Genomic DNA, 25,738 nt, shown 5'->3' on the forward strand with positions numbered 1-25,738 from the left:
ACCACGAACCGACGACCGCGGAACGGGACGCCATGATCCGAGTCATGCTGGCCGACGACGAGTCGATGTTTCGCGCGGGCATGCGGTCGATACTCTCGAGCCAACCCGACATCGAGGTGGTGGCCGAAGCCGGTGACGGCGCCGAGGCGATCACGGCGGCACGCCGGTACCGCCCGGACATAGCGCTGTTGGACGTCCGGATGCCGGGCGTGGACGGTCTGCAGGCCACAGCGACGATCCGCGCGGAGCTTCCGGGAACCGCAGTGGTCATGCTGACCACGTTCTCCGACGACGCCTACATCGCACGCGCACTCACCGGCGGCGCCAGCGGCTTCGTGCTGAAAACCGGCGACCCCCGGGCGCTGCTCGGTGGCCTGCGCGCCGTCGCCGACGGCGGCGCCTACCTGTCGCCGGAGGTGGCGCACCGCGTCATCACCGAACTCACCACGAGCGGAGCCGCCAGCAGTATGTCGCGCGGCTCCGCGGCCCGGGACCGGGTAGCGGAGCTGTCCGAGCGCGAGCGCGAGGTCCTGTCCCTGATCGGAGAGGGTCTGTCCAACGCGCAGATCGCCCGGCGTCTCTCGATCGCTCCGGGAACCGCGAAAATCCACGCGAGCGCGGTACTGACCCGCCTCGACGCGCAGAACCGGGTGCAAGCGGCGATCCTGGCCTACGAGGCGGGGCTCGTGGACCGGGGCTGAACCTCCACAGGGCAGCCCGCGACCCGCGCGGAACGGGTATATGCCCATGGGTATAGGGCGAGCACCACGTTCGGGCGATGTGCCGGCCAGGGTGTGTTCCCGAGAATCGCTCCCATGACCACACTCCGGAAAGCACCAGCGCCTCCCTCGCTCCCGCGGCTGCGGGCGGCGTGCTACTCGGCGGCCGTCGCCGTCCTCGCAGCGGCCTGCGCGGTACCGCCCGCCCTCGCCGAACTGGGTGGCCCCGAAGCGGTGCGGTTGTCCCCACCGGAACCCACCGGTCCTCATCCCGTGGGACGGGCCACCATGCACCTCATCGACGAGGACCGCGCCGACCCCTGGAACGGCCAGCAGGAACGCGAGATCATGACGAGCCTCTGGTACCCCGCCGCCGCGGAGGAGGGCGAACCCGCCCCCTACGTGTCCGACGCGATGGCCGAGCAGCTGTCCCTGCAACTCGAACAGGCGGGGATCTCCCGCGGCGCCGTCGACATCGAGGGGTCCGAGGCCAACGCCACCGTCGGTTCCGGACTCGCCGGCGAGGTGGGGGAACTACCGACGGTGCTCTACTCCCCGGGTATGGAAGTGTCCCGGCACCAGTCCACCGCCCAGGCGGAGGAGCTCGCGTCCCGGGGCTACCTCGTGGTGACGATGGACCACACCTACGAGGGGAAGGCCGTGGAGTTCCCGGACGGCCGGGTGAAGAAACAGGACCTGCCCGAGGAACAGGAGTTCACCGAGACGTACCGGACGGCTGTCAAAGCGCGTAAGGCCGACGCGCGACTGGTCCTCGACAGCCTCGAACGGCTGGCCGGGGGCGACAATCCCGACGCGGCGAACCGTGACCTGCCGGAGGGGTTGGGCGAGGCCGTCGACCTTTCCCGGATCGGCATGTTCGGCCATTCCGCCGGCGGTTTCACGGCCGCGGAGGTGATGCTCACGGACGAACGCGTCGACGCGGGGATCAACCTCGACGGTTCACTCGCCTACCACGTGGGCGACGAGGAGTGGGGGGAATCCACCACCCGCGGCGTCGAGAGGCCGTTCCTGATCCTCGGGGCCGGGACCGTCAGCAACAGTGGCGGTTCGCCGCACACCAGCAGGAACTCCCCCGACTGGGCGATGTTCCGGGACGCCTCCCCCGAGACGCTGGAACTCTACATGGAACGGGCCGAGCACATGAGCTACCTGGACACGCAGTGGATCCTCCCGCAGCTCGACGAACGGCTGCGGCCCGACTCCCCGTCGTGGGACGACGGAATGCGCGCGTCCGTCGGCACCATCGGTCCCGAAGCGAGTGTCGCCGCGCAGCGCGCCTACATCACCGCCTACCTCGACGAGCACGTGCGCGGCGTGGAGCGGCCGCTGCTGGACGGCCCCTCGGACGAGCACCCCGAGGTCGAATTCGTCGAGTGAGCACTCCGGCGGGTACCGTCCGGCGCCTCCCGGGCGGAACCCGCCGGACGGTCACACGTCCCGACCCTGCAGTTCCGCGTATCCGACGAGCTGCGCCGCGAGGGCCCAGCCCGCGAGGCTGGACAACAGGACGGGCGCACTGTCGTGGGCGGCCGTGTAGAGTCCGGCGTCCCCACCGGAGTAGAACTCGAGACCGGCATACCCCGGAAGGTGGGCGGCGAGGTCGTCCAACCACAGCACGCCCGACAGTTGCAGTATCAGCGGCCCGACCAGCAGCAGCGCGAACCCGGCCGTGATCGTGCCGGCCACGCTGCGCAGTGCCGTACCGATGCCGACCACCGTCACCGCGAACAACGCCATGCACACGCCGGCGCGCACGGCCATGGACAGGCTCTCCCCGACGCCCGCTCCGGTCGGGCCGCCGATGAGCGCGCCCAAGGTGGCGAGGCCGAGCGCACTGGCCAGCGTGCCCAGTGCGAAGGCGACCGCGGCCGCCACCAGGGTCCGGGCGGCCAGAACCCGGCCGCGTCGCGGGGTGGTCTGCAGCGTCACCACGATCCCGCGGTTGGCGTACTCGCCCGCGCCGGCCAGCGCCGCCAACGCGAGCACCGCGAACTGCACCAGGTAGAAGATCCCGTGCGAGGCGAGCTGGGTGACCGAGACGCCCGCGGCGGACGCCGGATCCTCGGCGATGGCCGACTGCTTCGTGTATCCCATGAGACCGGCGAAAACCAGCATGGCACCAGCGCCGACCGCCGCACACCACCAGGTGGAGCGCACGGAGCGCAGCTTCGTCCATTCCGAGGCGACAGTCCTCGCGAGCCACCCCGGTTCTCCCCGGGCGCGCTGTCCGGCGGGTTCGGATGTTGCCGGAGTCATCTCCCGCCCTCCTGCCCGCTCGCCTGTCCGCTCGGCGCGGGAGGGGACGCGGTGTGTTCGGTGACCGACTCGGTCAGTTCCATGTAGGCCTGTTCCAACGACGCTTCCTCGCCGTAGAGGGCGTGTATCCGCGCTCCCGCGGCATGGGCGATGTCGCCGACCGTCTCCGGGGCGGCACCCGAGACACGCAGCTCACCAGCGTCGCCCCGGCCGACAGAGACACCGTGCTCGGAGCCCGCCGCTTCCACGCGCCGCGCGAGCAGCTCGGTGTCGGGGCTGCGCACCACAACGACAGTGCCCGCAGCGCTTCCGACCACCTCGGAGGTGGGAGCGTCGGCGATCAGGCGCCCCTGCCCGAGCAGCACGACCCGGTCCGCGACGAGTTGGACCTCGCTCATGAGATGGCTGGAGACGAACACGGTCCGCCCCTCGTCGGCCAGCGACCGCACCAGGTCCCGCACCCACCGCACCCCGTCCGGGTCGAGGCCGTTCACCGGCTCGTCCAGCATGAGGGTTTCGGGCTCCCCCAACAACGCCCCGGCTATCCCCAGCCGCTGGCGCATACCGAGCGAGAACTCCCCCGCCCGTTTCGCCCCGACGTCGGCCAGCCCGACCCGGGCGAGCACGGCATCCACCCGGTGCTTGGCCACACCGCCGGCCCGCGCCATGGCGAGCAGGTGGTCGCGGGCCCGACGCCCCGGGTGCACGGCTCCCGCGTCCAGCAGGGCACCGATTTCCCGCACGGGGCAGTCCAGCTCCCGGCAGTCACGGCCGTTGACCCGCGCGGTTCCCGCCGTGGGATGGTCGAGACCGAGAACCATCCGCATCGTGCTCGACTTACCCGCCCCGTTCGGCCCGAGGAAACCGGTCACCTCACCGGGGCGCACGTCAAGGGTGAGCCGGTCGACGACGGTCCTGGCCCCGCGGCGTTTCGTCAGTCCTCGCAGTGAAAGCACCGGCTGTGCCCCTCTCCTCCGTGGAGTTCAGTTCCGCGAGGGAACGTACCGAGCGGAAAGGGCAGCGCACATCGGCTCTTCGTCAGCCGGCGGATACCCCGAAGGGCATAGTGTCCGCCTACCCCGCCGGTTCGAAGGACCTCGTGATGTCCTCCAGCAGCGCGCGGTTGCGGTCCCAGTCGCTCTCGGGGGACACCAGGAACAGGGCGTAGCCCTTGTCGTCGGTGTGGAACGCGCGGTTCACCGCGTGCATCCGCCCCTTGTCCCCCTCGAACGTGAACTCCCAGTCCGCGGCGCTCTCGTAACGCTGCAGGTAGGGCTTGTCCAGCGCGACGATGTCGGAACCCTGGTAGTCGTCGAACCCGCTGGAGATGGCGTCCTCCTGCTCCTCCCAGTCCTTCTTCGCGTTGCCGGCCGGGTTGTCGGTCTGGTCGATCTGCAGGTACCCGCCGCCGGGGATGTCGAAGAACACGCTGCTGCCCACGCGGCGATCCTGCTCCCAGCCGGCCGGGACGTCGACGGCGAACCCGGTCTCGTCGCTGTGGCGCTCCATCTCGGGGCCGTCGTCCTCCGGCGGGGAGGACGACGAGGAGGAGGTGGACCCGTCGCCGTCGGTCGCGCCCGACGACTCCGCCGCCTCCGGTGCCGGGCCCTCCGCGCTGTTCGACCCCAACCACAGCCCGGTGAGGATCGACAGCACCAGCGCGAGCGCCCCGCCCACGAGCGGGAGCAGCACGCGCGGCCGCCGCACGGGGCGGCTCGCCCGCACCACCGAGGACCATCCGCTTCCCACCGCGCGGGCCACCACCGGTGCGGCGCGGGAGACAGCGCCCGCGCCCCGTGCCGCCGCCGCGCGCCCGGCCGAGGTCGCACCGGACACCGCCGGGGCGAGGTGGGAGGCGACCGCGGCACCCGCACCGGAAGGCGCGGCCGCGCGGGACGAGGCCGCGCCTTCCGGTGCCTCGGCCACGGCGGTGAGCAGCTGGTGTGCCTCCTGGGCGGAGGGGCGGCCCGCGGCGTCCTTGTTGAGGATCCGTTCCAGCACCGGCGCCAGCGGCCCGGCCCGCGACGGCGTCGGTACCTCCTCGGTGACGATCGCGGCGAGCGTCGCCATGGGAGTGGGCCGGTGGAACGGGGCGGCGCCCTCCACCACCTGGTACAGCGTGATCCCGAGCGACCACATGTCGGTGGCTGTGCTGGCCTGGTTCCCGTGCGCCTGCTCCGGGGCGAGGTAACCGGGGGAACCGACGAGGAGTCCCGTGCTGGTGAGGTTGGTGGTGCCCTCCAACCGGGCGATACCGAAATCGGTGAGGACCGCCCGGTCCCCCTGCGCCAGCATGACGTTGCCGGGCTTGATGTCCCGGTGCACCACACCGCGGTCGTGCGCGAGGGCCAGGGCGGCGGCGAGCTGCGCCCCGATCCGGGCCACGCGCCGCGGCGGCAGCGGACCCTCCTCGTTCAGCACCCCGCTCAACGACGGCCCGCCCACCAGCTCCATCACGATCCAGGGGCGCCCGTCCACCTCGGCGACGTCGAACATCGTGATGATGGAGGGGTGGCTGAGCTGGGCCGCGCTGCGCGCCTCACGCAGCATGCGGGAACGCAGCACGTCCACCTCGTGCTGCGGCAGGTTCCCGGAGATGCTGAGTTCCTTGACGGCGACCGGCCGGTCCAGCAGCTCGTCGGTGCCCTGCCAGACGCGCCCCATGCCGCCCTCGCCGAGGAGTTCGTTCAGCCGGTAACGCCCGGCGAGCAGGTATCCCGGCTCGGCTCTCTGGGTGCTCATCGGTAGCGGAGTCCTCGGGTGGAAAGAGGGAAGGAACGGTTGTCGCGGCGTCGGACCCGGCCGCCCCCTTGGGGACGGCGCCGCGGGACGGGCGGTGCCGCGCCGCGCGCGTCCCGCGGTCCAGCACGGTGGCGGCGGCACCTGCCGCGAGTTTAGGGCAACGGTGGTACCGCGCCGGCCGTGCCGGGCGCCCGCCGCCCGGGGCGGGAAGAGCCCGCACCGGGCGGTACGGCTGGTGCCGGGGCGTTCATCACCCCGGCGGGGGTTCACTGGTTCAGTAGCACCGGCAGCGCGGTGACACCGTTGGAGACGATGGAGGGAACGGGCTGCAGCTCCTCCTCGGCGAGCTCCATGCGGGGGAAACGCTCCCACAGTTTGGGCAGCGCGGTGGCGAGCTCCATCCGGGCCAGGTTCGCCCCGAGGCAGTAGTGCACGCCGTGGGAGAAGGCGACGTGCGACTTGTCCTGCCGGGTGATGTCGAACAGGTGGGCGGTCTCGCCGTGCCGGTCGGGGTCACGGCCCGCCGAGCCGTAGGACACCAGCACCGCCTCCCCCTCGCTGATGGGGGTGCCGGCGATCTCCACGTCCTCGGCGGTGTAGCGCAGCGGGACGTTCTGGATGGAGGTGTCCCACCGCAGCGTCTCCTCGATGACGTCGTTGAAGGTGTACTCCCCGCCGCGGACCAGTTCGAGCTGGTCCGGGTGGGTCAGCAGCGCCCGGACGGCGTTGGTGAGGAGGTTCATCGTGGTCTCGAACCCGGCCCCGATGATCAGGATCAGCGTCCACACCAGCTCGGACTCGCTGAGCCGGTCGTTCTCGTCGCGGGCGGCGATGAGGGCGCTGGTCATGTCGTCGCCCGGGTTCTCGCGTTTGGCGGCGACGAGGTTGGCGAGGTAGTTCTGCAGTCCCGCGTGGGTGGCCGCCGCCTGCTCGGGGGTGATGGTCTGGTCGAACAGGTTGTCGATGTAGCCGTGCAGCTCCACGCTCTCCTCGGGCCCCACCCCGAACAGGTCGCTGATGACGGTCATCGGCAGCGGCAGCGCGAGGTCGCTCTTCACATCGGCCCTGCCGCCGCCGGCGGCCATGTGGTCCAGCTGCCGGTCCACGATCTCCTCGACCCGGTCCCGCAGCCCCTCGACCCGGCGCGGGGTGAACGCTTTCGACACGAGCTTGCGCAGCCGGGTGTGGTCGTCGTCGTCGCGGGCGAGCATGTTCTCGTTGGCGACCCAGGAGATGAGCTGCCAGTCCGGCGGGATCTCCCCGTCCCGCCAGGCGCGCCAGTGCACCGGGTTCTTCTTGACCCGGGGGTCGGCGAGCACCTCCATGACGGCGGAGTGACGGGTCACCGCCCACGCATCAACTTCGCCAGGAAGCTGGACAGGGACGACCGGACCGAGTTCGCGGAGCTGCTCTGCTTGCTCGTGGAGGTCTCCGGTTGCGAGGGGGACTGCTCCCATTGTTTTCCTTCCTCAGTGGGGGGTTGTGCCGTGAACGTGACAGGAAGGCTGGTGAGCGAGCGGGAGAACGTGGAGACGCGCCACTGCAGCTCCTGGGGATCGACCGCGAGGCGCAGTCCCGGAAGCCGGCGGATGAGGGTCTGGATGCCGGTGGTGGCGATGATGGTGCCCAGGTCCTGGGCGGGACAGCGGTGCGGCCCCACGCCCCAGGCCAGGTGCGCGCGGTTGGCGCTCTCCCCCATCTGCTGTGCGTTCTCCTCCGCGACGAACCGGTTCGCGGCAGCGTAGCCCAGCAGGACCGGACTGCCCTCCGGAACGGTCTGGTTCCCCACCGACACGTCGGTGGTGGGGTACATCACCGGGTAGTTGGTGACGGGTGGCGCCGTCCACAGGACGTGTTCGATGGCGTCCTGGACGCTGACCCGCGACCCGGCGACGTCCTCCCCCAGAGCGGGGTCGGTCAGCAGGACCCGCATGCTGTTGGCGATCAGGTTGGCGCTGGGCTCGGTGCCCGCGCCGACGATCATCACGAGCTGCTGGATCACCTCCTCGTCGGTGAGGCCGGCGCGGTGCTCCATCAACCAGCTCGTGACGTCGGGGCCCGGGTTCCTGCGCTTGTCGGTGATGACCTCCGACAGCACGCGTTCTATCTCGGCGTTGGCGCGCTCGGCCTCGACGCCGTCCCACATCTCCCGCAGGGCCGTGAAGAAGCGGCGGCCGCTCTCCTCGTCGAACCCGAACATCTGGTTGACCACCAGCAGCGGGAGAAGCCGGGCGTACTCGCCCAGCAGCTCGGCCTCGCCGCGCTCGCAGAACGCGTCGATGAGCTGGTCGGAGGCGGTGCGCGCGTGGTTCGCGATCCGGGCGGAGTCCAGCTTGCCGAGGCTGTCCGTGACGGCCCGGCGCAGCCGCCGGTGTTCCTCCCCGTCGGTGAACAGCACGTTGGGGCGGGGCATCATCATGCCGACCAGTGAGGACTCGTCGGAGATCCGGCCCTCGCGCCAGTCCCGCCAGCGGTGGGAGTCGCGGCTGAACGTCCGGGTGTCCCGGCACCAGGAGATGATGGTGGCGTAGTCGATCACCACCCACCCGTGTACACCCGGTTCCAGTTCGGCCGGTACGACGGGGCCGTACCTCTCCCGCAGCCGCTCGAACACGGCGTGCTGGTCCACGTGGAAATCGGGATCGTACAGGGCGGCGTAGGGGCATTCGTCAGTCACTCGAGGAGGTCCTCGCTCGTCTCAGGTGGGGGAGGAACAATGACACACAGAATAGAGCGGGGTGGGACATCCGGCCATTCCTCACTGGATCCACTGCATGACGGACGTTCCGCAACGGACTCTAGCGTTTCGGCAACAGGAGGTAAAAGGCCGGGCCCATCCGTTGTGGAAACCGCGGGGAACGGCGCGCGACTGACCAGGCGTGTGTTTCCGGGAGAACAGCCGGGCCGGTTCCGGGAACATACGCCCACCGCGAACGCCGCCGGGGGCAGCGGTGCGGCGGCACGGTGGCAGCACGAAAGCCTCCCGGCCGCCGGTGCGGATATCGCGCCCGCACCGGGCCCGGAAGGCCCTCGTACCGTTCAACCGCCCGCCGGGGCGTACCGCCCGTGCCCGACGCGCCGGGGCGTCACGCCCGGGCCGCCTCGGCGGTACCGCCGGGGACGGGCGCCGCGTCGTCGCGCAGCGGTGCGAACCGGCGCAGCCGCAGGCTGTTGCTGACCACGAACACGCTGGAGAACGCCATCGCGGCCCCGGCGATCATCGGGTTCAGCAGACCGGCCGCCGCCAGCGGAATGGCGGCGGTGTTGTAGGCGAACGCCCAGAACAGGTTGCCCTTGATGGTGCCCAGCGTGCGGCGGGAGAGCCGGATCGCGTCGGCCGCCACCCGGAGGTCGCCGCGCACCAGGGTCATGTCCCCGGCCTCGATCGCCACGTCGGTGCCGGTGCCCATCGCCAGCCCCAACTCGGCCTGGGCGAGAGCGGCGGCGTCGTTGATGCCGTCGCCCACCATCGCCACCGAGCGCCCCTCGGACTGCAGCCGCCGGACCACGTCGACCTTGTCCGCCGGCAGCACGTCGGCGATCACCTCGTCGATCCCCACCTCGGTGGCGACCGCGTGCGCCGCCTGTGTGTTGTCGCCGGTCAGCAGAACCGGACGCAGCCCCAACCGGCGTAGCTGGTCCACGCCCTCGGCGCTGGTGGACTTGACCATGTCCGCCACCACCAGCAGCGCCCGGACGCGTCCGTCCCAACCGACGGCGACGGTGGTGCGTCCCTGGCTCCGGGCCTCCTCCGCGGCCCGCTCCAGCGGTTGCGGGAGCTCCCCGCCGTTCTCGGCGAAGAGTGAGGGCCGGCCCACCAGGACGTCGCGTCCCTCGACGGTCCCCTGGACGCCCCTTCCCTCCAGAGCGTGGAAACCGTCCACGTCACCAAGCGCGCCGACGCGTTTGGCCGCGCCCTGGGACACGGCCCGGGCGATGGGGTGCTCCGAGGCGTTCTCGACCGCCCCAGCCAGCCGCAGCGCCTCACGCTCGTCCTCGCCCTCGGCGGGGACGACCTCGGCCAAGCTCATCGTCCCGGTGGTGACGGTTCCGGTCTTGTCCAGAACGATGGTGTCGACGCGGCGCGTGCTCTCCAGCACCTCCGGGCCCTTGATCAGGATGCCCAGACGGGCGCCGCGACCGGTTCCGACCAGCAGCGCGGTCGGGGTGGCCAGCCCCAGGGCGCACGGGCAGGCGATGATCAGCACCGCGACCGCGGCGGTGAACGCGGCCGACACCGCCCCACCGGTGCCGAGCCAGAACCCGAGGGTCGCCGCCGCCACCAGGATGACGATGGGTACGAACACCCCGGAGACCCGGTCGGCCAGCCGCTGCACCTCGGCCTTGCCGCTCTGGGCGTCCTCCACCATCCGCGCCATCTGGGCGAGCTGGGTGTCCGATCCGACGCGGGTGGCGCGCACGGTCAACCGCCCGCCGGCGTTGACCGTCGCCCCGGCGACCTCGGAGCCCGGTTCCACCTCCACCGGCACGGACTCACCGGTCAGCATGCTCATGTCGACCGCCGACGTGCCGTCCTCGACGGTGCCGTCCGTGGCGATCTTCTCGCCGGGGCGGACGACGAACAGCTCGCCCTCGGCGAGCTGCTCCACGGGGACGCGCTCCTCGCGACCCCCGCGCAGCACGGCGACGTCCTTGGCGCCCAGTTCCATCAGGGCGCGTAGCGCCGCACCGGCCCGCCGTTTGGAACGGGCCTCGAAGTAGCGCCCGAGCAGGATAAACGAGGTGACCCCGGCGGCGACCTCCAGGTAGATGTTGCCCGAACCGTCCCCACCGCCGATGGTCAGCTCGAACGGGTGCACCATGCCGGGTTCGCCCGCTGTCCCGAGGAACAGCGCGTACAGCGACCAGACGAAGGCGGCGCTCGTCCCCAACGACACCAGGGTGTCCATCGTGGCGGTGCCGAGTTTGAGGTTCTTCCACGCGGCGAGGTGGAACGGCAGGGCGCCCCAGACCACGACCGGGGCCGCGAGGGTGAGGGAGAGCCACTGCCAGTAGGTGAACTGCAGCGCCGGAACCATCGCCATCGCGATGACCGGCACGGACAGCACGAGGCTGACGACGGTACGGTCGCGCAGCGCGCGGTTCTCGTCCCCCTCCGCGGCACCGGAGTCCCCACCGGCCTCCTCGGTTCCCGGGGGTTCGGGAAGCGCGGCGGTGTAGCCGGTGCGTTCCACCTGGGCGATCAGGTCGTCGGTGGTGACCCCGTCGGAGACGTCCACCCTGGCCTTCTCGGTGGCGAAGTTGACCGTCGCGCTCACACCGTCGAGCTTGTTCAGTTTCTTCTCCACCCGGTTGGCGCAGGCGGCGCACGTCATTCCGCCGATGGTCAGCTCGACGTGCTCCTCGGAGCGACGGGTCCGTTCGGGTGTGATCATGCCAGTTCCTCCGCCGAGAGGGACGCGCGGCCGCCGACCGTGGCGTCGGCGTCCGCAGCGTCGTCGTACACCGGCCCCACGAGCCGCCCCACCCCGAACGCCGCGGCGAGCACCAGCGCGGCGCCGAGGAGGAAGACACCCAGTTTCACCGGGGCACTCATTGTCAGCCCTTCACCTCGTATCCGGCTTCGCGCACCGCGCCCCGGACGAGCTCGTCGGAGACGCCGCCCTCGCTGGCGACGGTGACGCGCCCCGTGTCGAGGTCCACCTGGACGTCGGTGACGCCCGCGAGGGCACCGACCTCCTCACGGACCGCGTTGACGCAGTGTCCGCAGCTCATGCCCTCGACCTCGTAAACCGCGCTGGTTGTGCCAGCCATTCCCGCCTCCTTCGCGACGTTCGTATTCCGTATCCCGACAATACAGCACGATACCCTACCCCCCTGGGGTATTTCAATCCGCCGCCGGGGCCGCTCGGAAACGGGCGCGGCCCGCGCCCGGAATGCCGCCCCTCTCCCCGGCATCCCGGCGCTGCGCAACGCGGTCAACCGGACCGCGCGCCCGGCCCCCTACTCGTCCTTCAGCCCCAGGCGCGCCACGGGCCGGCCGCTCTTGGGGTGCGGCTGGCAGGTGAAGCCCGCCTTCTCGAACATCCGCACCGTCCCGGTGTACACTTCGGCGCTGGGCGCCCGCCCTCCGACCGTGTCCACCGGGTAGGCCTCCAGCACCCGCCCGCCGTTGGCACGGGCGTGCTGCACGGCCGCGTCGAGCAGCCGCGTCCCCAACCCGCCGCCGCGGCGGCGCGGCGGGAGCCAGAAGCACACCAGCGACCAGACCCCGACCTCGGTGGGGTCGGTCGGGCGCAGGGACCGCGACCTGCTCAACCGGACGTACTGCTCCCGCGGGGCCACCGACACCCACCCACAGGGCTGTTCCCCCTCGTAGGCGATCAGTCCGGGAACGTGGTTGTCCACGGTCAGTCTGCGCAACGTCTCCCGGTTGGTGTCGCCGCGCTCCGGCTGGGCGCACCCGACACTCGCGGAGAAGTCCTTGGCGCGGCGCCGGAAGTACGCGCACCAGCAGTGCCCGTAGGCTCCGGTGGGCCCGAACAGGCCTTCCAGGTCCTCCCATCGCTCCGGCGTAACGGGCTCGATCGAGACGGCTGTCATCCGACCCCCTAGACACACGATCGCTTGTTGTGACCCAGAACACTAGCGATTCGGCGCCGCCGCCAACACCCGCCGTCGGTCAGCACGGGTCCGCGACAGGGGGCTCCGACCGCCGGTCGGCGGCACGTTCGGAGCGCATCGCGGCGACCTCGGCGCGCAGGGCGCGCAGTTCCTCCAACAGGAGGTCCCGGTCCTGCTGCGGGGGCTCCTGCTGGCCCTCCCCGCCGGTCCGGGTGTTGGCGTCGTGTTCCAGCGCCTCCACCGCCACCGCGATGAAGAGGTTCAGGGCCACGAACGAGGACGCCAGGATGTAGCCGACGAAGAACACCCACGCCGCGGGCTGGTCCGTCATGACCTCCCGCGCCACCTTCCCCCAGCTGTCGCCCGTCATGATCTGGAACAGCGTGAACAGGGAGGAGGGAAGGTCCCCGAAGTACTGGGGCGCGGTCACGCGGAACAGGTTCGTGGCCATGACCGCGGCGACGTACAGCAGCAGGGCGAGCAGGAACAGGATGGACACCATCCCCGGCATCGCCTTGAACAGTCCGGTCACCACATGCCGCAGCGTGGGGATGACGGACAGGAGCCGCAGCACCCGCAGCACCCGCAGAACCCGCAGCACCCCGAACGGCCCCCAGTCCGGCAGCAGCGCGATGAGCACCACGACGAGGTCGAACCAGTTCCACGGGTCACTGAAGAAGGTCCAGCGGTGGGCGGCGATCCGCAGGGAGAGTTCCAGCACGAACGCCGCGAGGACGGCCATGTCCACCAGGTGGAGCAGGCGCCCGTAGTCCGCCATGAGCCGCGGTGAGGTCTCCAGTCCCAGAACCAGCGCGTTCACCAGGATGAGGACGGTGATGGTGGTCTGGAACCAGGGGGCGTTGACGGCACTGCTGAGGCGGTCGCGCGTGGACAACGGTGCGGGCTCCGGTGGTGGGTCGAGGGGGTGGGAGCGACGCTCGGGCCTGGGGTTCGACGGGACGGGGACAGCGGCGGCCGCGGCGGGCCCCTGCCGCTCCCGGGCGGGCACGTGGCTGCCGTCCCCGGCTCCGCGGGGCCGGTTCCCGCGGCCGGGCGGGCGGGAGCGCGTCGCGCCGATCCGGTTCCCCTGTCCACGGGCGACGAACGCGCACAGCACACGAACCGGAGGACGGGGAATCCCTTTCGCCCGAGAACGATGCGCGTCGGGAAACAATTATCACGCCCGGCGTTGCATGTCATTTTCACCGAGAAAACCCGGTTCCGGACGCTTCGCGGAGATTTTCGGAAGCCGCCCACAGCCCCGAACACGCGGCCGTCCCGGCAATTCTTCTGCTCCGCCCGGGAAACACGGTGCGCGGCAGCGGGAATTCACCACGGACGACACCCGCCCCACCGTCCGTGCCGACCATTGGCGAACAACCGAAAAAGCGGTGCCCTTTCCGGTCGGAAAGGGCACCGCCGACTGTTCCACCGGTCCCGCTGGGGGCACGGACCGGAGGGGGACTAGGCCGTGTTTAAGAAGGTGTTGTTGCGAGGTCGCGTAGCCAGATGTCGATCACGGCGATGTGGACCGTGGCCTCGTAGCGCAGGGCGAGCTTGTCGTAGCGCGTGGCCACCGCGCGGAATTGCTTGAGCAGCCCTACGCCGCACTCCACCGCATGGCGGTCCCGATAGGCCCGGGCATCGAAAGCGGGCGGCCGGCCGCCCGCCGACCCCCGGGCTTTGCGGTGGGCCCGCTGGTCGGCGGGCTCGGCGATGGTCGCGGGGATCTTCCTGCGCCGTAGGTAGGCGCGATTGCTCCGGGAGGAGTAGGCCTTGTCGGCCAGCACGCGGTCGGGCCGGGTGCGCGGGCGCCCTGGCCCCGGGCGGGCCACGCGGATGCGCTCCAGCACTCGCGCGAACTGCGGGCTGTCGCCGCGGTGGCCGGCGCCCACCACCACCGCCAGGGGTTTGCGGCCCTGCTCTCCGGCGAGGTGGAGCTTGGTGCCCCACCCGCCGCGCGAGCGTCCCAGTGCGTGGTCGCGGGGTTCGTCCCCGGGCGGTTCGACCTGGTCGTAGGGGGTGCGGCGGGCGCCGGCGGCGTGGGGGTGGGCCCGGCACGTCGTGGAGTCGACCGAGACCCGCCAGTCGATGAGCCCGGCCGTATCGGCCCAGGCCCGCAGTTTCGCCGCGATCAGTGTCCAGATCCCGGCGCGCTGCCAGGTCCGCAGCAGGTGGTAGACCGATTGCCAGTGGCCGTAGCGTTCGGGCACGTCGCGCTAGGGCGCGCCGATGCGGGTGCGCCAGCGGATGCCGTCCAGCAGTTGGCGGCGGCTCCATGTGGGCGGCTTTCCGCGTCCGCTCCTGGCGGGCAGCAGCGGTTCGAGCACGCGCCACTGCTTGTCGGTGAGATCGTTGCGTCCTCCGATCGATACCCTGGCCACCGAGGTCTCCGTGTAGATGGGCTGCTTGGTCGTTGTCCCATCTACCGGAGACCTCGCTCATGCGCAGCCCCGACATGCCGGAGAAGCAGGACAAGCCGGACTTCTTAAACAGGACCTAGCTCCTGCTCTTCTCCTCCTCCGGATCCCAGCACTCCACACCCTGCAGACCCGGAATCCGGTCCCGGGTGAACACCGGGTCCCGGCCCTGCTTCAGCTGGGTGACGTAGTCCTTGAGCATCAGCGAGGTCACACCGCTGAGCAGGACCAGGGCGAGGAGGTTCACCAGCGCCATGAAGCCCATCGTGCTGTCGGCCAGGGTCCAGACCACGTCCACCTTGCCGATGGCCCCGAGGAACACCGCCGCCAGGAAGACGAACTGGTACCCCCGCACCAGGGGCTTGCGGTCGGCCATGAAGCGGACGTTGGCCTCGCCGTAGTAGTAGTTGCCCAGCATGGAGCTGAACGCGAGCAGCAGCAGGATCACCGTGAGCGCGTGCAGCGACCAGGTACCCAGGCTCGCCTGCATCGCCTCCTGGGTCATCACCGGGCCGCGCTCCTCACCGTAGGTGGGGTTGGACACCAGGATCACGAACGCCGTCACGGAGCAGATGATCAGGGTGTCGAAGTACACGCCCAGGGTCTGCACCAGTCCCTGCTTCACCGGGTGGCTGACCGAGGCCGTGGCTCCGGCGTTGGGGGCGGAGCCCATCCCGGCCTCGTTGGAGAACATGCCGCGACGGACGCCTTCCACCAGCACCGTACCGACCGCGGCACCGGCGAACTGTTCGACCCCGAGCGCGCCCTGCACGATCTGCCCGAACATGGCGGGGACCTGGTTGACGTTCAACGCGATGGCGGCCAGCCCGATGAGGATGTAGAACAGTGCCATGAACGGCACCAGGGTCTGGGCCACGTGCGCGATCCGCCGCACGCCGCCGAAGATCACCAGCCCGGCCATCGCGACCAGGAGCGCGCCCACCAGGGGTTTCAGGCCGAACGCGAGCTCGTCACCGGTGGCCTGCTCCATCGAGGTGTTCAGTGCCCCCGAGATCGTGTTGCTCTGCACCGCGCTGAACACGAACCCGAAGGTGATGGTGATGAGGATCGCGAACAGCACCCCCATCCACCGGGAGCGCAGTCCGCGCTGCATGTAGTAGGCGGGTCCGCCCCGGTAACCGGTCGACTCCCGGACCTTGTAGAGCTGCCCCAGGGTGGACTCGACGAAGCTCGCCGCGCCGACGAGCAACCCCATCAGCCACATCCACAGGACCGCTCCCGGCCCCCCGATGGCGATCGCACCCGCGACGCCGACGACGTTGCCGGTTCCCACCCGGGTGGCGGCCGAGATGGCGAACGCCTGGAAGGAGGAGATCGCCTTCTTCCCGTCCGGCGCTGTCTCCGGGGTGCTGAACAACTGGCGGAACATGTCCGGCAACAGCCGCACCTGGACAGCGCCCAGCCGCACGGTGAAGTACACGCTCGCCAGGGTCAGCAGGGGGATCAGCAGGTACATCCAGAACGTGTCACCCGCTGTGCCGATCCATTCGTTTATTTGGTCCACGACGTTGTGTGCTCCTTCGTTCCGAGATAAACGCGGCAACCATGCCTACCCTGCGCTGCCCGGAACATCACGTTAAATCCAGATACGTTGTCATATGACAACTGTTCTGTGACCAGGAGCAATGTTCGGCCTCACAACGCAGTGCCGCCCGGGGCGCTCTCGTCGACAAGGTCGGCGTACTCCGGATGGTGCTGGATCCACCCCTGAACGTAGGGGCACCGGGGCGCCACCGACAGCCCGCGCGTGCGCGCGTCGTCCATCACCCCGCGCACCAGCTGGTCGGCGACCCCCTGGTTCCGGTGGCCGGGGCTGACCTCGGTGTGCGCGAGCGTGATCCACTCCCCCTCCAACTCGTAGTCGACCCGGCCCACGGCGTCACCGTAGCCGTCCCGGATCACGTACTGTGCCCGCTCCGGCACCTCGACCACGGTCAGTTCCATCGTTGGCCTCCCTGTGCGTGTGACGCCCCGTCCGCGGCCGCGGACGGTCATGACCACCCCTGGCGCGGGGCTCGTGCGGCGCGTACCGGTCGCCGGTCGCGCGCCCGGTGGACGATCGCGGGACGGAACGGGTAGTCCACCGGGGCAGAGCGCGGGTCGCCAACGGGTCCGGAGACGAGCGTCGCGGACAGCCCGGCGCCGGAGCCGGGACCACGGACGCCGGTTCGTGACCGCGGGTGGCCGCGTCGGGCACCGGGCCGAGGAACTCGGCCGGCCGACGGCGCCGTGGTTCTCCCCGGAATCGCCCATGGTGCCCTCTCACTCTCCCGCCACGACCGCGCAGCGGGCGGGCGTAGCTGCCCGATCCGACCGGTGGCCGCGGGCTCCGCCGCGCCGCCCGTGGTCCTCCCGCGCGGTCGGTCCGGTGCCGTTTCCGCCACGCGCAGCGGAGCGCACCGCCGCTCCCTCCTCGTATCCTCGCTGATCCACCATGGCGGAACCAGTTCCTCACCGCGCGTTGCGCCGCTGTGCCACCGGCGCCGCCCCTCTCCGGGCGGTTCCCGGAGATCCCGGGGAGGAGACGCGTTTCCCGCGAACACGGGATACACCACCCCGCGCCGGCGGCGGACAATCACGAAGCAAGAGATCCGACGGTTCCGCGCGCAGCGCCCGTTCCGGACCGCGCCGCAGACCTGGAGGCAACGCGCCATGGACGACGGAGGAACGGCCACCCGCCCCCGGGAATGCCGCCGAGCGACCCCCGCGGCCAACCTCGCCCTCGCGACGGCGGCGTTCACCCTCACCTTCTGGGCGTGGAACCTCATCGGGCCGCTGTCGCGGACCTACACCCGCGAACTGGACCTTGCCCCGGCACAGACGTCGCTGCTGGTGGCCTTCCCGGTGCTCGTGGGTTCCCTCGGCCGCGTCCCAGCCGGGATCCTCACCGACCGCCTCGGCGGCCGGGCCATGCTCACGGCGCTGTGCTTCGCCAGCATCGTCCCCACCCTGCTGGTGGGCCTGTCCGGCGACTCCTACCCGCTCCTGCTGGTGTGGGGGTTCCTCCTGGGCATCGCCGGAACATCCTTCGCGGTGGGACTCCCGTTCGTCAACGCCTGGCACGCCCCGTCCCGGCGCGGGTTCGCCACCGGCGTCTTCGGCGCCGGCATGGGCGGCACGGCCCTGTCCGCGTTCTGCACCCCGCGGCTCGTGGAGACGGTCGGTCTGCCGGCCACCCACGTCGCCATGGGGGTGGCCCTGGCCGCCATGGGAACCGTCACCTGGGTGTTCGGCCGCAACCCGCCCGACTGGCGCCCCAGCGCGCAGTCGGCGCTACCGCGGATGGGCGAGGCCCTGCGCCGGCGGGTGACGTGGCGGATGTCCCTGCTGTACGCGATCGCGTTCGGCGGGTTCGTCGCCTTCTCCACCTACCTGCCGACCCTGCTGACCACCGCGTACCACTTCACCCAGAGCGAGGCGGGACTGCGCACCGCCGGGTTCTCCCTGGCCGCCGTCCTCGCCCGCCCCCTCGGCGGTGCCCTGTCCGACCGGATCGGCCCGGCCCGGGTGTGCACCGCCTCCTTCCTGGGCACCTGCGTGTTCGCGGTGCCCCTGTCCCTCCACCCGCCCGCGGAGCTCCCGGCCGGCGTGTCCTTCGTCCTCATCGCGGTCGCGCTGGGGCTGGGCTCCGGGAGTGTCTTCGCCCTGCTCGCCGCGGTCGTGGAACCGTCCCGGGTCGGCACGGTCGGCGGTCTCGTCGGCGCCGCCGGCGGACTCGGCGGATACGTCCCACCGCTGCTCATGGGTGTGATCTATCAGACCACCGGGGCCTACACCATCGGGTTCGTCCTCCTCTCGGTCACCGCGCTCGGCACCGCGCTGTACGCCTCACGCGCGTTCGCCCGCACCGGCTGATCCTCACCCACCGGCCACGTCCGCGGCCCGCACGAGCACCGCCGCCCGGTTGCCCACCCGCACCCGCTCCAGCGGGGACACGCCCGCGGGCAGGGGCACCTTGCGCGTGCGGGCCGTCACCCCCACCACCGCGCCTCCCGGCAGCACGGACGCCAGGGCCGCCATCAGGGACACGGCCGGTTCGGTCTCCGCGGGCGCCAAGCCCCGCCACTGGCTGAGCCCGCCGTAGGGAACGTCCGTGAGCACCACGTCGACCGGGACGTCCGGCGGATCGGGCGCGAACGCGTCCTGGCGGCGCACCACCGCCGGCAGGGCACCGCCCGCCCGCGAGAACCGCCCGGCGAGCCTGCGGGCGGCCTCGGCCCGTTCGGTGAGGGCGGGTTTGCCGAACCGCTCCGCGTCGGCACGCAGTTCCCGTTCCCGGCGTCGCAGACCGCCCTCCGCCAGCAGGTCGAGGTTGCGCTCGGCCACCGCGACGGCGTCGGCGTCGACGTCCGAGGCGAGGACGCGGGCCAACCGCTCGCGGTGCAGCAGCCCCAGCACCGTCGCCAGGTACCCGCTGCCGCAGCACGGGTCCCACATTCCCACCGGCCCGTCGTGCTCCACCCGCGCCGCCGCCCGTTGCAGCAGCTCGCTCGCGAACCGCACCGGAAACCCGGGATATCCGGGCGCGGAACGCAGCACGCACCCCTGCGCCAGGTCGGTGTGGTCGGCGCGCTGCCTCGCGTACCGGTAACCCATGCCCCCGTCTCCCACTGGTTCTCTCGACCGCCCCGCCGGGCGGGGCGGTCCGATCGTATCCGCGGACCACGGCCATCCCGGAAAGCCCCACCATCGGCGTCCCCACCGGGTCCGAAAGACGACGCGGCGCTGGGCGGACTGGACGCCGCCCGGCTGGACCGCCACTGGGCCGTGGACGCCCGCTCCTGCGTCCTGCTCACCCAGGCGTTCGCCGGCCAGCACGACGCCCGCCCCGGCGGTGCCGTCACGCTGCTGACGTCCGGCCAGCACCTCGGTCCGCTTCCGGGAGAGGTCGCCTACGCCGCCGCGAAGTCCGCCCTGGCCGGGATCACCGTCACACTCGCTGACCAGCTCGCCGAGCAGGGGATCCGGCTGAACACGATCAACCCCGGCCCGGTCGATACCGGCCACCTCACCAACCAGGCGCGGCGGTCGATCGCGCCCATGTTCCCGTTCGGCCGCTTCGGCCGACCCGACGACCCGGCACGACTCATCGCGTGGCTCGCCACCGACGAGGCGCGGTGGGTCACCGGCCAGGTCATCAACAGCGAGGGCGGGTTCGGGCGCTGGCGCCCGCGCGGCGGGTGAGGCATCCCGGTCAGGCACGCTCCCGCCGCACCCGGCCCTCGTCCCACACCGGAGTGTCCGACTCGTACACCTCCCCGGAGGCGCCGAACACGAGGTAGCGGTCGAAGGAACGCGCGAACCACCGGTCGTGGGTGACGGCGAACACGGTCCCCTCGAACGCCCCCAGCGCCGACTCCAGCGCCTCGGCGGACTCCACGTCGAGGTTGTCGGTGGGCTCGTCCAGCAACAGCATCGTCGCGCCGGACAGTTCCAGCAGCAGGATCTGGAACCGGGCCTGCTGGCCGCCTGACAGGGTGCCGAAGCGCTGCTCGCGCTGGTGCACCAGCTCGTAGCGGTGCAGCGCCGGAGCGGCCCGGTCCAGCGGCAGCGAGTACTCCTCGGCGAGGATCGCGGCGAGGGTGCGGCCGGCCCACTCCGGGTGGTTGTGGGTCTGGGCGAAGTGCCCCGGCACCACACGCGCCCCCAGACGCGCCTCGCCGGTGTGGGACACACTGTCCGGGTCGGCCAGCAGCCCCAGGAAGTGCGACTTGCCCGACCCGTTGGAACCCAGCACCGCCACCCGGTCGCCGAAGAACACCTCCAGCGAGAACGGCCGCATCAGCCCGGTGAGTTCCAGGTCGCGGCACATCACCGCGCGGCGGCCCGTGCGCCCGCCCCGCAGCCGCATCGCCAGGTTCTGCGGCCGGGGCGGTTCCGGGGGCGGACCGATCTCCTCGAACTTGCGCAGCCGCGTCAACGCCGCCCGGTAGCGGCTGGCCATGGAGTCGTTGGCGTGGGCCTTGTTGCGCAGCTCCTGCACCAGATCGCGCAGTTGGGCGTGGCGCTCGTCCCACCGGCGGCGCAGCTCCTCGAACCGCTCGTGCCGCTGCTCCCGGGCCTCGTGGTAGCCGGCGAAACCGCCGCCGTGCACCCAGGCGGAGTTCCCCATTCCGGTCCCGCCCTCCAGGGTGATGACGTGGGTGGCGGTGCGGTCCAGGACCTCGCGGTCGTGGCTGATGAACAGCACCGTCTTGGCGGTGGCGCGGAGCTGCTCCTCCAACCACTGCTTCCCGGGAACGTCCAGAAAGTTGTCGGGCTCATCCAGCAGCAGCACCTCGTCGGGGCCGCGCAGCAGCGCCTCCAGCACCAGCCGTTTCTGCTCCCCGCCGGACAGCGTCCCGAGCTCGCGGTGGTGCGCGCGGGAGAACGGCACCCCGAACGCGGCGACGGTGCACACGTCCCACAACACCTCGGCGTCGTGGCCGCCCACCTCGGACCAGTCCGCCAGCGCCTGGGCGTAGCGCAGCTGCACCTGTTCGGCGTCGCTGTCCATCATGGCCAGCTCGGCCGCGTCGAGCTCCCGCGCGGCCCTGCGCAGCGGTTCCGCGGAGACGGACAGCAGCAGGTCCCGCACCGTGGCGCCGGACGACAGGGGCGTGCTCACCCCGTCGGACTCCTCCGTGGCGGTGGCGTGCGAGCCGATGAACTGGCGCATCACCCCCACCCGGCCGCTGCGGGTCACCGTCCCGGACGACGGTGTCTCATCCCCGGCGACGATGCGCATCAGCGTCGTCTTGCCGCTGCCGTTCACGCCGACGAGGACGGCTTTCATCCCGTCGCCGACCCGGAACGACACCTCGTCCAGCAGCATCTGCCCGTTGGGCAGCTGGAATCCGACACCGGAGACGTCGATATGACCCATGCCGGAAACTATGCCCGCGGACGCGGGGTCCGGTCGAACCGTTTTCCCACCCGTCAGTCGCGCTGCGCCGGGCGCCGCGCCCACCTCCCGTCCGCGGTCCGCTCGATCACCGCCGGCACCAGCCCGTACGGGTCGGGGTGGACTCCGCGGGCGAAGTCCATGACCTCGACGCGGTACGGCACCAGGCGCAGCAGCACGAAGTCGTCGCCGTGGGGTCCGGCCGGGAAGAACGCGGCCAGCCCCTCCTCCCACCGGCGGGCCCGCTCCCGCGGGTCGTCCACGATCTCGGCGTCCGCCTGGGCCGTCACGTAACCGAAGGCGTCCCGGTCCTCCACCGCGTAAGCCACGCGGGGATCCCGCCGCACGTCGGCCACCTTGCGGGAACGGGGACTGGCTCCCACCCACACGGTGCCGTCCTCCTCGACGGCGAGGTGCTGCACGAGCCGGGCGTGGGGCTCCCCCTCGCCCACTGTGACGACTGTGCCGAACGGGACGGCGCGCAGCCGCTCCACGGCGAGCCCGAGGAGGGATGCCGCCTCGGCCGCCTCAGCGTAGTTCTCCATGCCGACACGGTAGTCCGCGTCGCCGTCCGGGGGCCGTCCGGCGGGACCGGCCACCCGGACGGCCCCGCGGGTACCAGGTCACTCGCCGTGGAACCGGAACCGGTCGAGCTGGCGGCGTTCGCGTTTGGTGGGGCGGCCTGCGCCGCGTGCCCGGCGCGCCACCGGTTGGGGCGGTTGGGCGGGAGCGGGAGGGGTGTGGTCGGTGTAGCACCGCACGGCGAGCGGCGCGCCCACGCGTTTGTCGATGACGTGCGTCACCACGACGGTCCTGGTCGTCCCGTGGACCCGCACCCGGACCGTGTCGCCGACGTTCACCGACGTCGCGGGTTTGGCGGTGCGGTCGTTCACGCGCACGTGCCCGCCGCGGCACGCCTCGGCGGCCTCCGCGCGGGTCTTGGTGAGCCGTACCGCCCACAGCCAACGGTCCGCCCGGGTGCTGTCCAGACCGGGCGGCAGGGGCCGGGCCGGCCGTCCGGCCTCGCCCGAGTCCTGTGAGGTGCCTGCTGGCGGCTGTCCCGCGTCCTGCACGGTTGCTCCTTGTTCAGCGACGGCGACGGGACTCGTCACTGGAGTTCCCACTGTGCACTGTAGCCGCACCACCCCTTGCGCTCCCAGTAGAGCGCCGTCACGCCTGCCTTCCCCAAGTGCCGGGAAGGACGTGTCGTTGACCGCCGCCGGCCGACTGCGGTCGACCCGACCGGTACCGACCGCGGGGAGTCTGGAGGGGAACCGAACGCGAGACACCGCACTGCGGACACGAAAAAAGCCCGGCGCCTTCCGGCTCCGGGCTTCCCTACTACTCAGGGAGGTGGCCAGGGGCGGGGTCGAACCGCCGACCTTCCGCTTTTCAGGCGGACGCTCGTACCTACTGAGCTACCTGGCCCCAGGCACACTCTCTCATGTGCTGAGCGGTCCTGACGGGATTTGAACCCGCGACCTCCACCTTGACAGGGTGGCGAGCACTCCTCACTGCTCCACAGGACCTTGTTTTCTTTTTTCCGCGTTCCGCGGCTCACCCGATCCTACACGGTGTTCCGCGTCCCGCGCTCCGTTCCTCCACCATCCTGCCACATCCTGAGCAGTGCTTCGGCCGGAGCCTGTACCCCCAACCGGATTCGAACCGGCGTTACCGCCTTGAAAGGGCGGCGTCCTAGGCCACTAGACGATGGGGGCCTCGACGACGAACGAGCCGTCATTCCCACTTCGCCTGCCGTCGGGGACGTGTTAAGCATAGAGCAGATCCGCCTCCGATGCCAAAACAATAGGACCGGCGGCGGGCTCCCGCAGCGCACCCCTCCCCACGGCGGGAACGGAACCGCAGCTCAGGAGGGCGGCCGGGACGCCTCCCCGCTCGTGGCATCCGGAGGCGAGGACGGCGGTGACGGCGAGGAGGGAGTCACCGGAGGCGGGGAGGCCGGGGTGATCTCCCGGTCCGGGTTCTCCGCGATGTGGCGCTCGATCTGCGCCGAGGTGAGGCCGACCCCGCCCAGTGTCACGTTGTCCCACGCCTGCAGGCGTTTCGTCTCGGCGTCGAAGTACAGCACCGACGCCTCGTACGGCGTGGGCTCGTCGGAGTCCTGCTCCAACCCGCTCAGGCCGGCGCCACCGGTCGACCCCTGCACGAAGAACCGCGTTCCCGTGTCCGCCACCTCGGTGGAGCGCTGGTGCTCGCTGCCCGCCAACACCAGCGGCACCTCACCGCTGAACGCCCGGCCCTGCACTTGGTCGTGCAGCACGCTGACGTCGACCGGGGGTTCGGCGCCGGCGATGGAACGGGCCTGCTCGGCCCCGATTCGGGCGACCTCCTCCGCGCTGGGGTTGTCCCGCGTCCGGTCCGGAGCGAACCGCGGATCCCCCGCCCCGTACAGCGTGAGACCACCGACCTCGCGAACCTCCCCGTCGAGGACGACGGCGTTGTCCTGCGCCGCCACCGCACGCTGGGTTCCCTGGGAGTCCTGCCTCCCCCGAACCCACACGTAGGGGGCGTCGATACCGGAGATCTCCTCGGCGAACGTGTCCTCGGCCGTGCTCCCCCGGTCGGTGAGGTCGCCGGTGTCGACCACGAAGTCCGCCTGGAACTCCTCCTGGAGGGAGCCGATGACGTTCCAGGCGGCCGGGTTGAGGTGGATGTCCGAGACGTGCAGCACACGGATCGTCGAACTGTCGTCCTCGTAGACCGGCAGCGTGGACGTCGCCTCGTACAGTTGTGAGACGTTTCCCATAAGACCCGCCAGCTGCTCCTGGTACTCGGAGAACCGGCTGACGGCGTCCTCGACGCTGCCCACCACCTGGGGGGCGCCCGCGAGCAGCCCCGAGTAGCGGGGTTCGGCGATGGAGCTGGGGTTGAACGTCGCCGCGGCCATCCCCGACGCCGAGGCGAACGTCACCAACGCGGTCACCGCGCTCCACCCGGCACGTCGCCGGTCCCGGAACACCAGCAGCGCACCGCCGGCCGCCCCCAGGACGGCGGTCACTCCGGAACGCACGAACAGCCGTATGACGCCGTCGCGCAGGTCGGAGCCCACCTGTTCGGAGATGCGGCTGATGTCGTCCGGGTTCTGGAACATCCGTTCGGCGGCGTCCAGCCGGATCTCCGCGACGTTGGCCTTCATCCGCAACGGGGCGGAGTGCGTGTCGAACTGGAGGGTTCCCAACGGCGCCACGTTGACGACGGTCTCCCCGTTCCAGCTCGGCCGCATACTGAGGTCGACGTCGGCGGGGCCGATCGGGGTGAGCACCTGGCCCCCCAGCACGAGTCCCAGCCACCCGCCGGCCAGACCCGCGCCCACCACGGCCGCGCCCCGCCACAGACGGCCGCGCCGTACGCGGGAGATCCAGCCGCGGACACGGGCGGCCCAACCGGACAGGCGGCGCCACCGGACAACGTCCCGTATCGATCGCACGCGTGGGAACACGCGTCCATGATGCCTGGTACCTCCGGTGTGACAACGCCCGTCGCGCGTCGCAGCCTCCGAGGCCGCCGCACGGTGCCGGTATCGCCGTGGCGGGGCGCGGGCGCACAATGCGGGGCGTGGTGGAACTATCCCGTACCCAGTTCGAAGAGCTCGTCGGTGACGCCCTCGACACCATTCCGACCGAGCTGACCCGGTTCATGGACAACGTCGTCATCACGGTCGAGGAGGACCCGCCGCAGCCGGGCCTGCTCGGACTGTACGAGGGGGTTCCCCTCACCGAGCGCGGGGAGGGCTACGCCGGGTTCCTGCCCGACCAGATCTCCCTCTACTGGCGGGAGATCTGCCGGATCTGCGACACCGCCGAACAGGTCGTCACCGAGGTACGCGTCACCGTCGTACACGAGATCGCGCACCATTTCGGTATCGACGACGCCCGGCTGCACGAGCTCGGGTGGGGGTAGGTCCTGTTTTCGGACGCTCGTCCTGCCGCGCGTCGCCCCGGCGGCGTTCCCGTCGGTCGACGGAGGGGCCGCTCCGCCTCCCCCCCCTCGCTGCCGTGCCGGACGGCACCGGAGACGCCGCTCGCGACGAACAGCGTCCGAAAAACATGCCCAGGCCCGCAGCACGGCAA

The 25,738-nt window shown here is 71.3% G+C and carries 23 protein-coding genes, 3 tRNA genes and 1 pseudogene; 5 read left to right on the forward strand and 22 right to left on the reverse strand.

The features are described from left to right. Window positions 1-32: 32 nt before the first annotated feature. Together FHX37_RS16065 and FHX37_RS16070 are read left to right on the forward strand one after the other, a co-directional pair. Window positions 33-701: a response regulator gene (locus tag FHX37_RS16065; protein WP_141925306.1), complete on the forward strand. Its 669-nt coding sequence runs from the start codon at window positions 33-35 to the stop codon at window positions 699-701. 114 nt (window positions 702-815) lie between these two features. Then, a complete protein-coding gene (locus FHX37_RS16070; protein ID WP_141924666.1) occupies window positions 816-2,117 on the forward strand; it encodes an alpha/beta hydrolase family protein in 1,302 nt (433 codons plus the stop codon). 51 nt (window positions 2,118-2,168) lie between these two features. On the opposite strand, the gene FHX37_RS16075 is transcribed toward FHX37_RS16070, so the two are convergent. The 14 genes and pseudogenes from FHX37_RS16075 to FHX37_RS22935 form a co-directional block, all read right to left on the reverse strand. Then, window positions 2,169-2,996 carry an ABC transporter permease gene (locus FHX37_RS16075; protein WP_141924667.1) on the reverse strand — a complete coding sequence of 276 codons (828 nt, stop codon included), beginning with the start codon at window positions 2,994-2,996 and terminating at the stop codon, window positions 2,169-2,171. Next, a complete protein-coding gene (locus FHX37_RS16080; protein ID WP_141924668.1) occupies window positions 2,993-3,952 on the reverse strand; it encodes an ATP-binding cassette domain-containing protein in 960 nt (319 codons plus the stop codon). The genes FHX37_RS16075 and FHX37_RS16080 overlap by 4 nt, the downstream gene beginning before the upstream one ends. 118 nt (window positions 3,953-4,070) lie before the next feature. Continuing rightward, entirely contained in the window at window positions 4,071-5,738 is a 1,668-nt protein-coding gene (locus FHX37_RS16085) for a serine/threonine-protein kinase (protein ID WP_141924669.1), read from the reverse strand. A gap of 266 nt (window positions 5,739-6,004) precedes the next feature. Beyond that, window positions 6,005-7,084 (reverse strand): cytochrome P450 family protein, encoded by a 1,080-nt coding sequence (locus tag FHX37_RS16090; protein ID WP_141924670.1) that lies wholly within the window; start codon window positions 7,082-7,084, stop codon window positions 6,005-6,007. Then, entirely contained in the window at window positions 7,081-8,415 is a 1,335-nt protein-coding gene (locus tag FHX37_RS16095) for a cytochrome P450 (RefSeq protein WP_141924671.1), read from the reverse strand. The genes FHX37_RS16090 and FHX37_RS16095 overlap by 4 nt, the downstream gene beginning before the upstream one ends. Window positions 8,416-8,824: 409 nt before the next feature. Next, on the reverse strand, window positions 8,825-11,134 hold the full coding sequence (locus tag FHX37_RS16100; protein WP_141924672.1) for a heavy metal translocating P-type ATPase: 2,310 nt from the start codon (window positions 11,132-11,134) through the stop codon (window positions 8,825-8,827). Beyond that, window positions 11,131-11,295 carry a hypothetical protein gene (locus FHX37_RS22930; protein ID WP_170181600.1) on the reverse strand — a complete coding sequence of 55 codons (165 nt, stop codon included), beginning with the start codon at window positions 11,293-11,295 and terminating at the stop codon, window positions 11,131-11,133. The genes FHX37_RS16100 and FHX37_RS22930 overlap by 4 nt, the downstream gene beginning before the upstream one ends. Before the next feature lie 2 nt (window positions 11,296-11,297). Further along, window positions 11,298-11,513 carry a heavy-metal-associated domain-containing protein gene (locus FHX37_RS16105; protein WP_141924673.1) on the reverse strand — a complete coding sequence of 72 codons (216 nt, stop codon included), beginning with the start codon at window positions 11,511-11,513 and terminating at the stop codon, window positions 11,298-11,300. Window positions 11,514-11,702: 189 nt separating this feature from the next. After that, entirely contained in the window at window positions 11,703-12,302 is a 600-nt protein-coding gene (locus tag FHX37_RS16110) for a GNAT family N-acetyltransferase (protein WP_141924674.1), read from the reverse strand. Between the two features lie 79 nt (window positions 12,303-12,381). Then, window positions 12,382-13,218, reverse strand: a complete 837-nt coding sequence (locus FHX37_RS16115; protein ID WP_141924675.1) for an ion transporter — start codon at window positions 13,216-13,218, stop codon at window positions 12,382-12,384. Window positions 13,219-13,798: 580 nt separating this feature from the next. Then, a pseudogene (locus tag FHX37_RS16120) lies at window positions 13,799-14,692 on the reverse strand (IS5 family transposase). Between the two features lie 130 nt (window positions 14,693-14,822). Continuing rightward, window positions 14,823-16,268 carry an alanine/glycine:cation symporter family protein gene (locus FHX37_RS16125; protein ID WP_141924676.1) on the reverse strand — a complete coding sequence of 482 codons (1,446 nt, stop codon included), beginning with the start codon at window positions 16,266-16,268 and terminating at the stop codon, window positions 14,823-14,825. 131 nt (window positions 16,269-16,399) lie between these two features. After that, a complete protein-coding gene (locus FHX37_RS16130) occupies window positions 16,400-16,708 on the reverse strand; it encodes a GNAT family N-acetyltransferase (RefSeq protein ID WP_141924677.1) in 309 nt (102 codons plus the stop codon). A gap of 318 nt (window positions 16,709-17,026) precedes the next feature. Beyond that, window positions 17,027-17,200 (reverse strand): hypothetical protein, encoded by a 174-nt coding sequence (locus FHX37_RS22935; RefSeq protein ID WP_170181601.1) that lies wholly within the window; start codon window positions 17,198-17,200, stop codon window positions 17,027-17,029. Between the two features lie 216 nt (window positions 17,201-17,416). Here FHX37_RS22935 and FHX37_RS16135 point away from each other — a divergent pair, with 216 nt between their 5' ends. Further along, a complete protein-coding gene (locus tag FHX37_RS16135; protein ID WP_141924678.1) occupies window positions 17,417-18,619 on the forward strand; it encodes an MFS transporter in 1,203 nt (400 codons plus the stop codon). A gap of 3 nt (window positions 18,620-18,622) precedes the next feature. Here FHX37_RS16135 and FHX37_RS16140 read toward each other — a convergent pair whose 3' ends face one another. Beyond that, window positions 18,623-19,360 (reverse strand): rRNA methyltransferase, encoded by a 738-nt coding sequence (locus tag FHX37_RS16140; protein ID WP_141924679.1) that lies wholly within the window; start codon window positions 19,358-19,360, stop codon window positions 18,623-18,625. On the opposite strand from FHX37_RS16140, the gene FHX37_RS16145 reads away from it, so the two are divergent. After that, entirely contained in the window at window positions 19,325-19,948 is a 624-nt protein-coding gene (locus FHX37_RS16145; RefSeq protein WP_342777618.1) for an SDR family oxidoreductase, read from the forward strand. The genes FHX37_RS16140 and FHX37_RS16145 overlap by 36 nt on opposite strands. A 10-nt stretch (window positions 19,949-19,958) precedes the next feature. Here the strand turns inward: FHX37_RS16145 and FHX37_RS16150 are convergent, their stop codons facing one another. The 7 genes from FHX37_RS16150 to FHX37_RS16180 form a co-directional block, all read right to left on the reverse strand. Then, complete coding sequence (locus FHX37_RS16150; RefSeq protein WP_141924680.1) at window positions 19,959-21,629, reverse strand: ABC-F family ATP-binding cassette domain-containing protein; 1,671 nt, start codon at window positions 21,627-21,629, stop codon at window positions 19,959-19,961. A 53-nt stretch (window positions 21,630-21,682) separates the two neighbouring features. Then, window positions 21,683-22,192, reverse strand: coding sequence for a pyridoxamine 5'-phosphate oxidase family protein (locus FHX37_RS16155; RefSeq protein ID WP_141924681.1), 510 nt, complete (start codon window positions 22,190-22,192; stop codon window positions 21,683-21,685). A gap of 78 nt (window positions 22,193-22,270) precedes the next feature. Next, the gene (locus FHX37_RS16160; RefSeq protein WP_246062412.1) at window positions 22,271-22,648 is read right to left on the reverse strand and encodes an RNA-binding S4 domain-containing protein; all 378 of its coding nucleotides are present in this window, start codon (window positions 22,646-22,648) and stop codon (window positions 22,271-22,273) included. A gap of 353 nt (window positions 22,649-23,001) precedes the next feature. After that, a tRNA-Phe gene (locus FHX37_RS16165) sits at window positions 23,002-23,075 on the reverse strand. A 26-nt stretch (window positions 23,076-23,101) separates the two neighbouring features. Beyond that, window positions 23,102-23,176, reverse strand: a tRNA-Asp gene (locus tag FHX37_RS16170). Window positions 23,177-23,292: 116 nt separating this feature from the next. Then, a tRNA-Glu gene (locus FHX37_RS16175) sits at window positions 23,293-23,365 on the reverse strand. A 149-nt stretch (window positions 23,366-23,514) separates the two neighbouring features. After that, window positions 23,515-25,095: a metallophosphoesterase family protein gene (locus FHX37_RS16180; RefSeq protein ID WP_394344503.1), complete on the reverse strand. Its 1,581-nt coding sequence runs from the start codon at window positions 25,093-25,095 to the stop codon at window positions 23,515-23,517. 119 nt (window positions 25,096-25,214) lie between these two features. Between FHX37_RS16180 and FHX37_RS16185 the strand changes: the two genes are divergently transcribed. Continuing rightward, window positions 25,215-25,568 carry a metallopeptidase family protein gene (locus FHX37_RS16185; protein WP_141924682.1) on the forward strand — a complete coding sequence of 118 codons (354 nt, stop codon included), beginning with the start codon at window positions 25,215-25,217 and terminating at the stop codon, window positions 25,566-25,568. Window positions 25,569-25,738: the final 170 nt, after the last annotated feature.

The sequence above is a fragment of the Haloactinospora alba genome (genome assembly GCF_006717075.1).
In the GTDB taxonomy this organism is placed as follows: Bacteria; Actinomycetota; Actinomycetes; order Streptosporangiales; family Streptosporangiaceae; genus Haloactinospora; species Haloactinospora alba.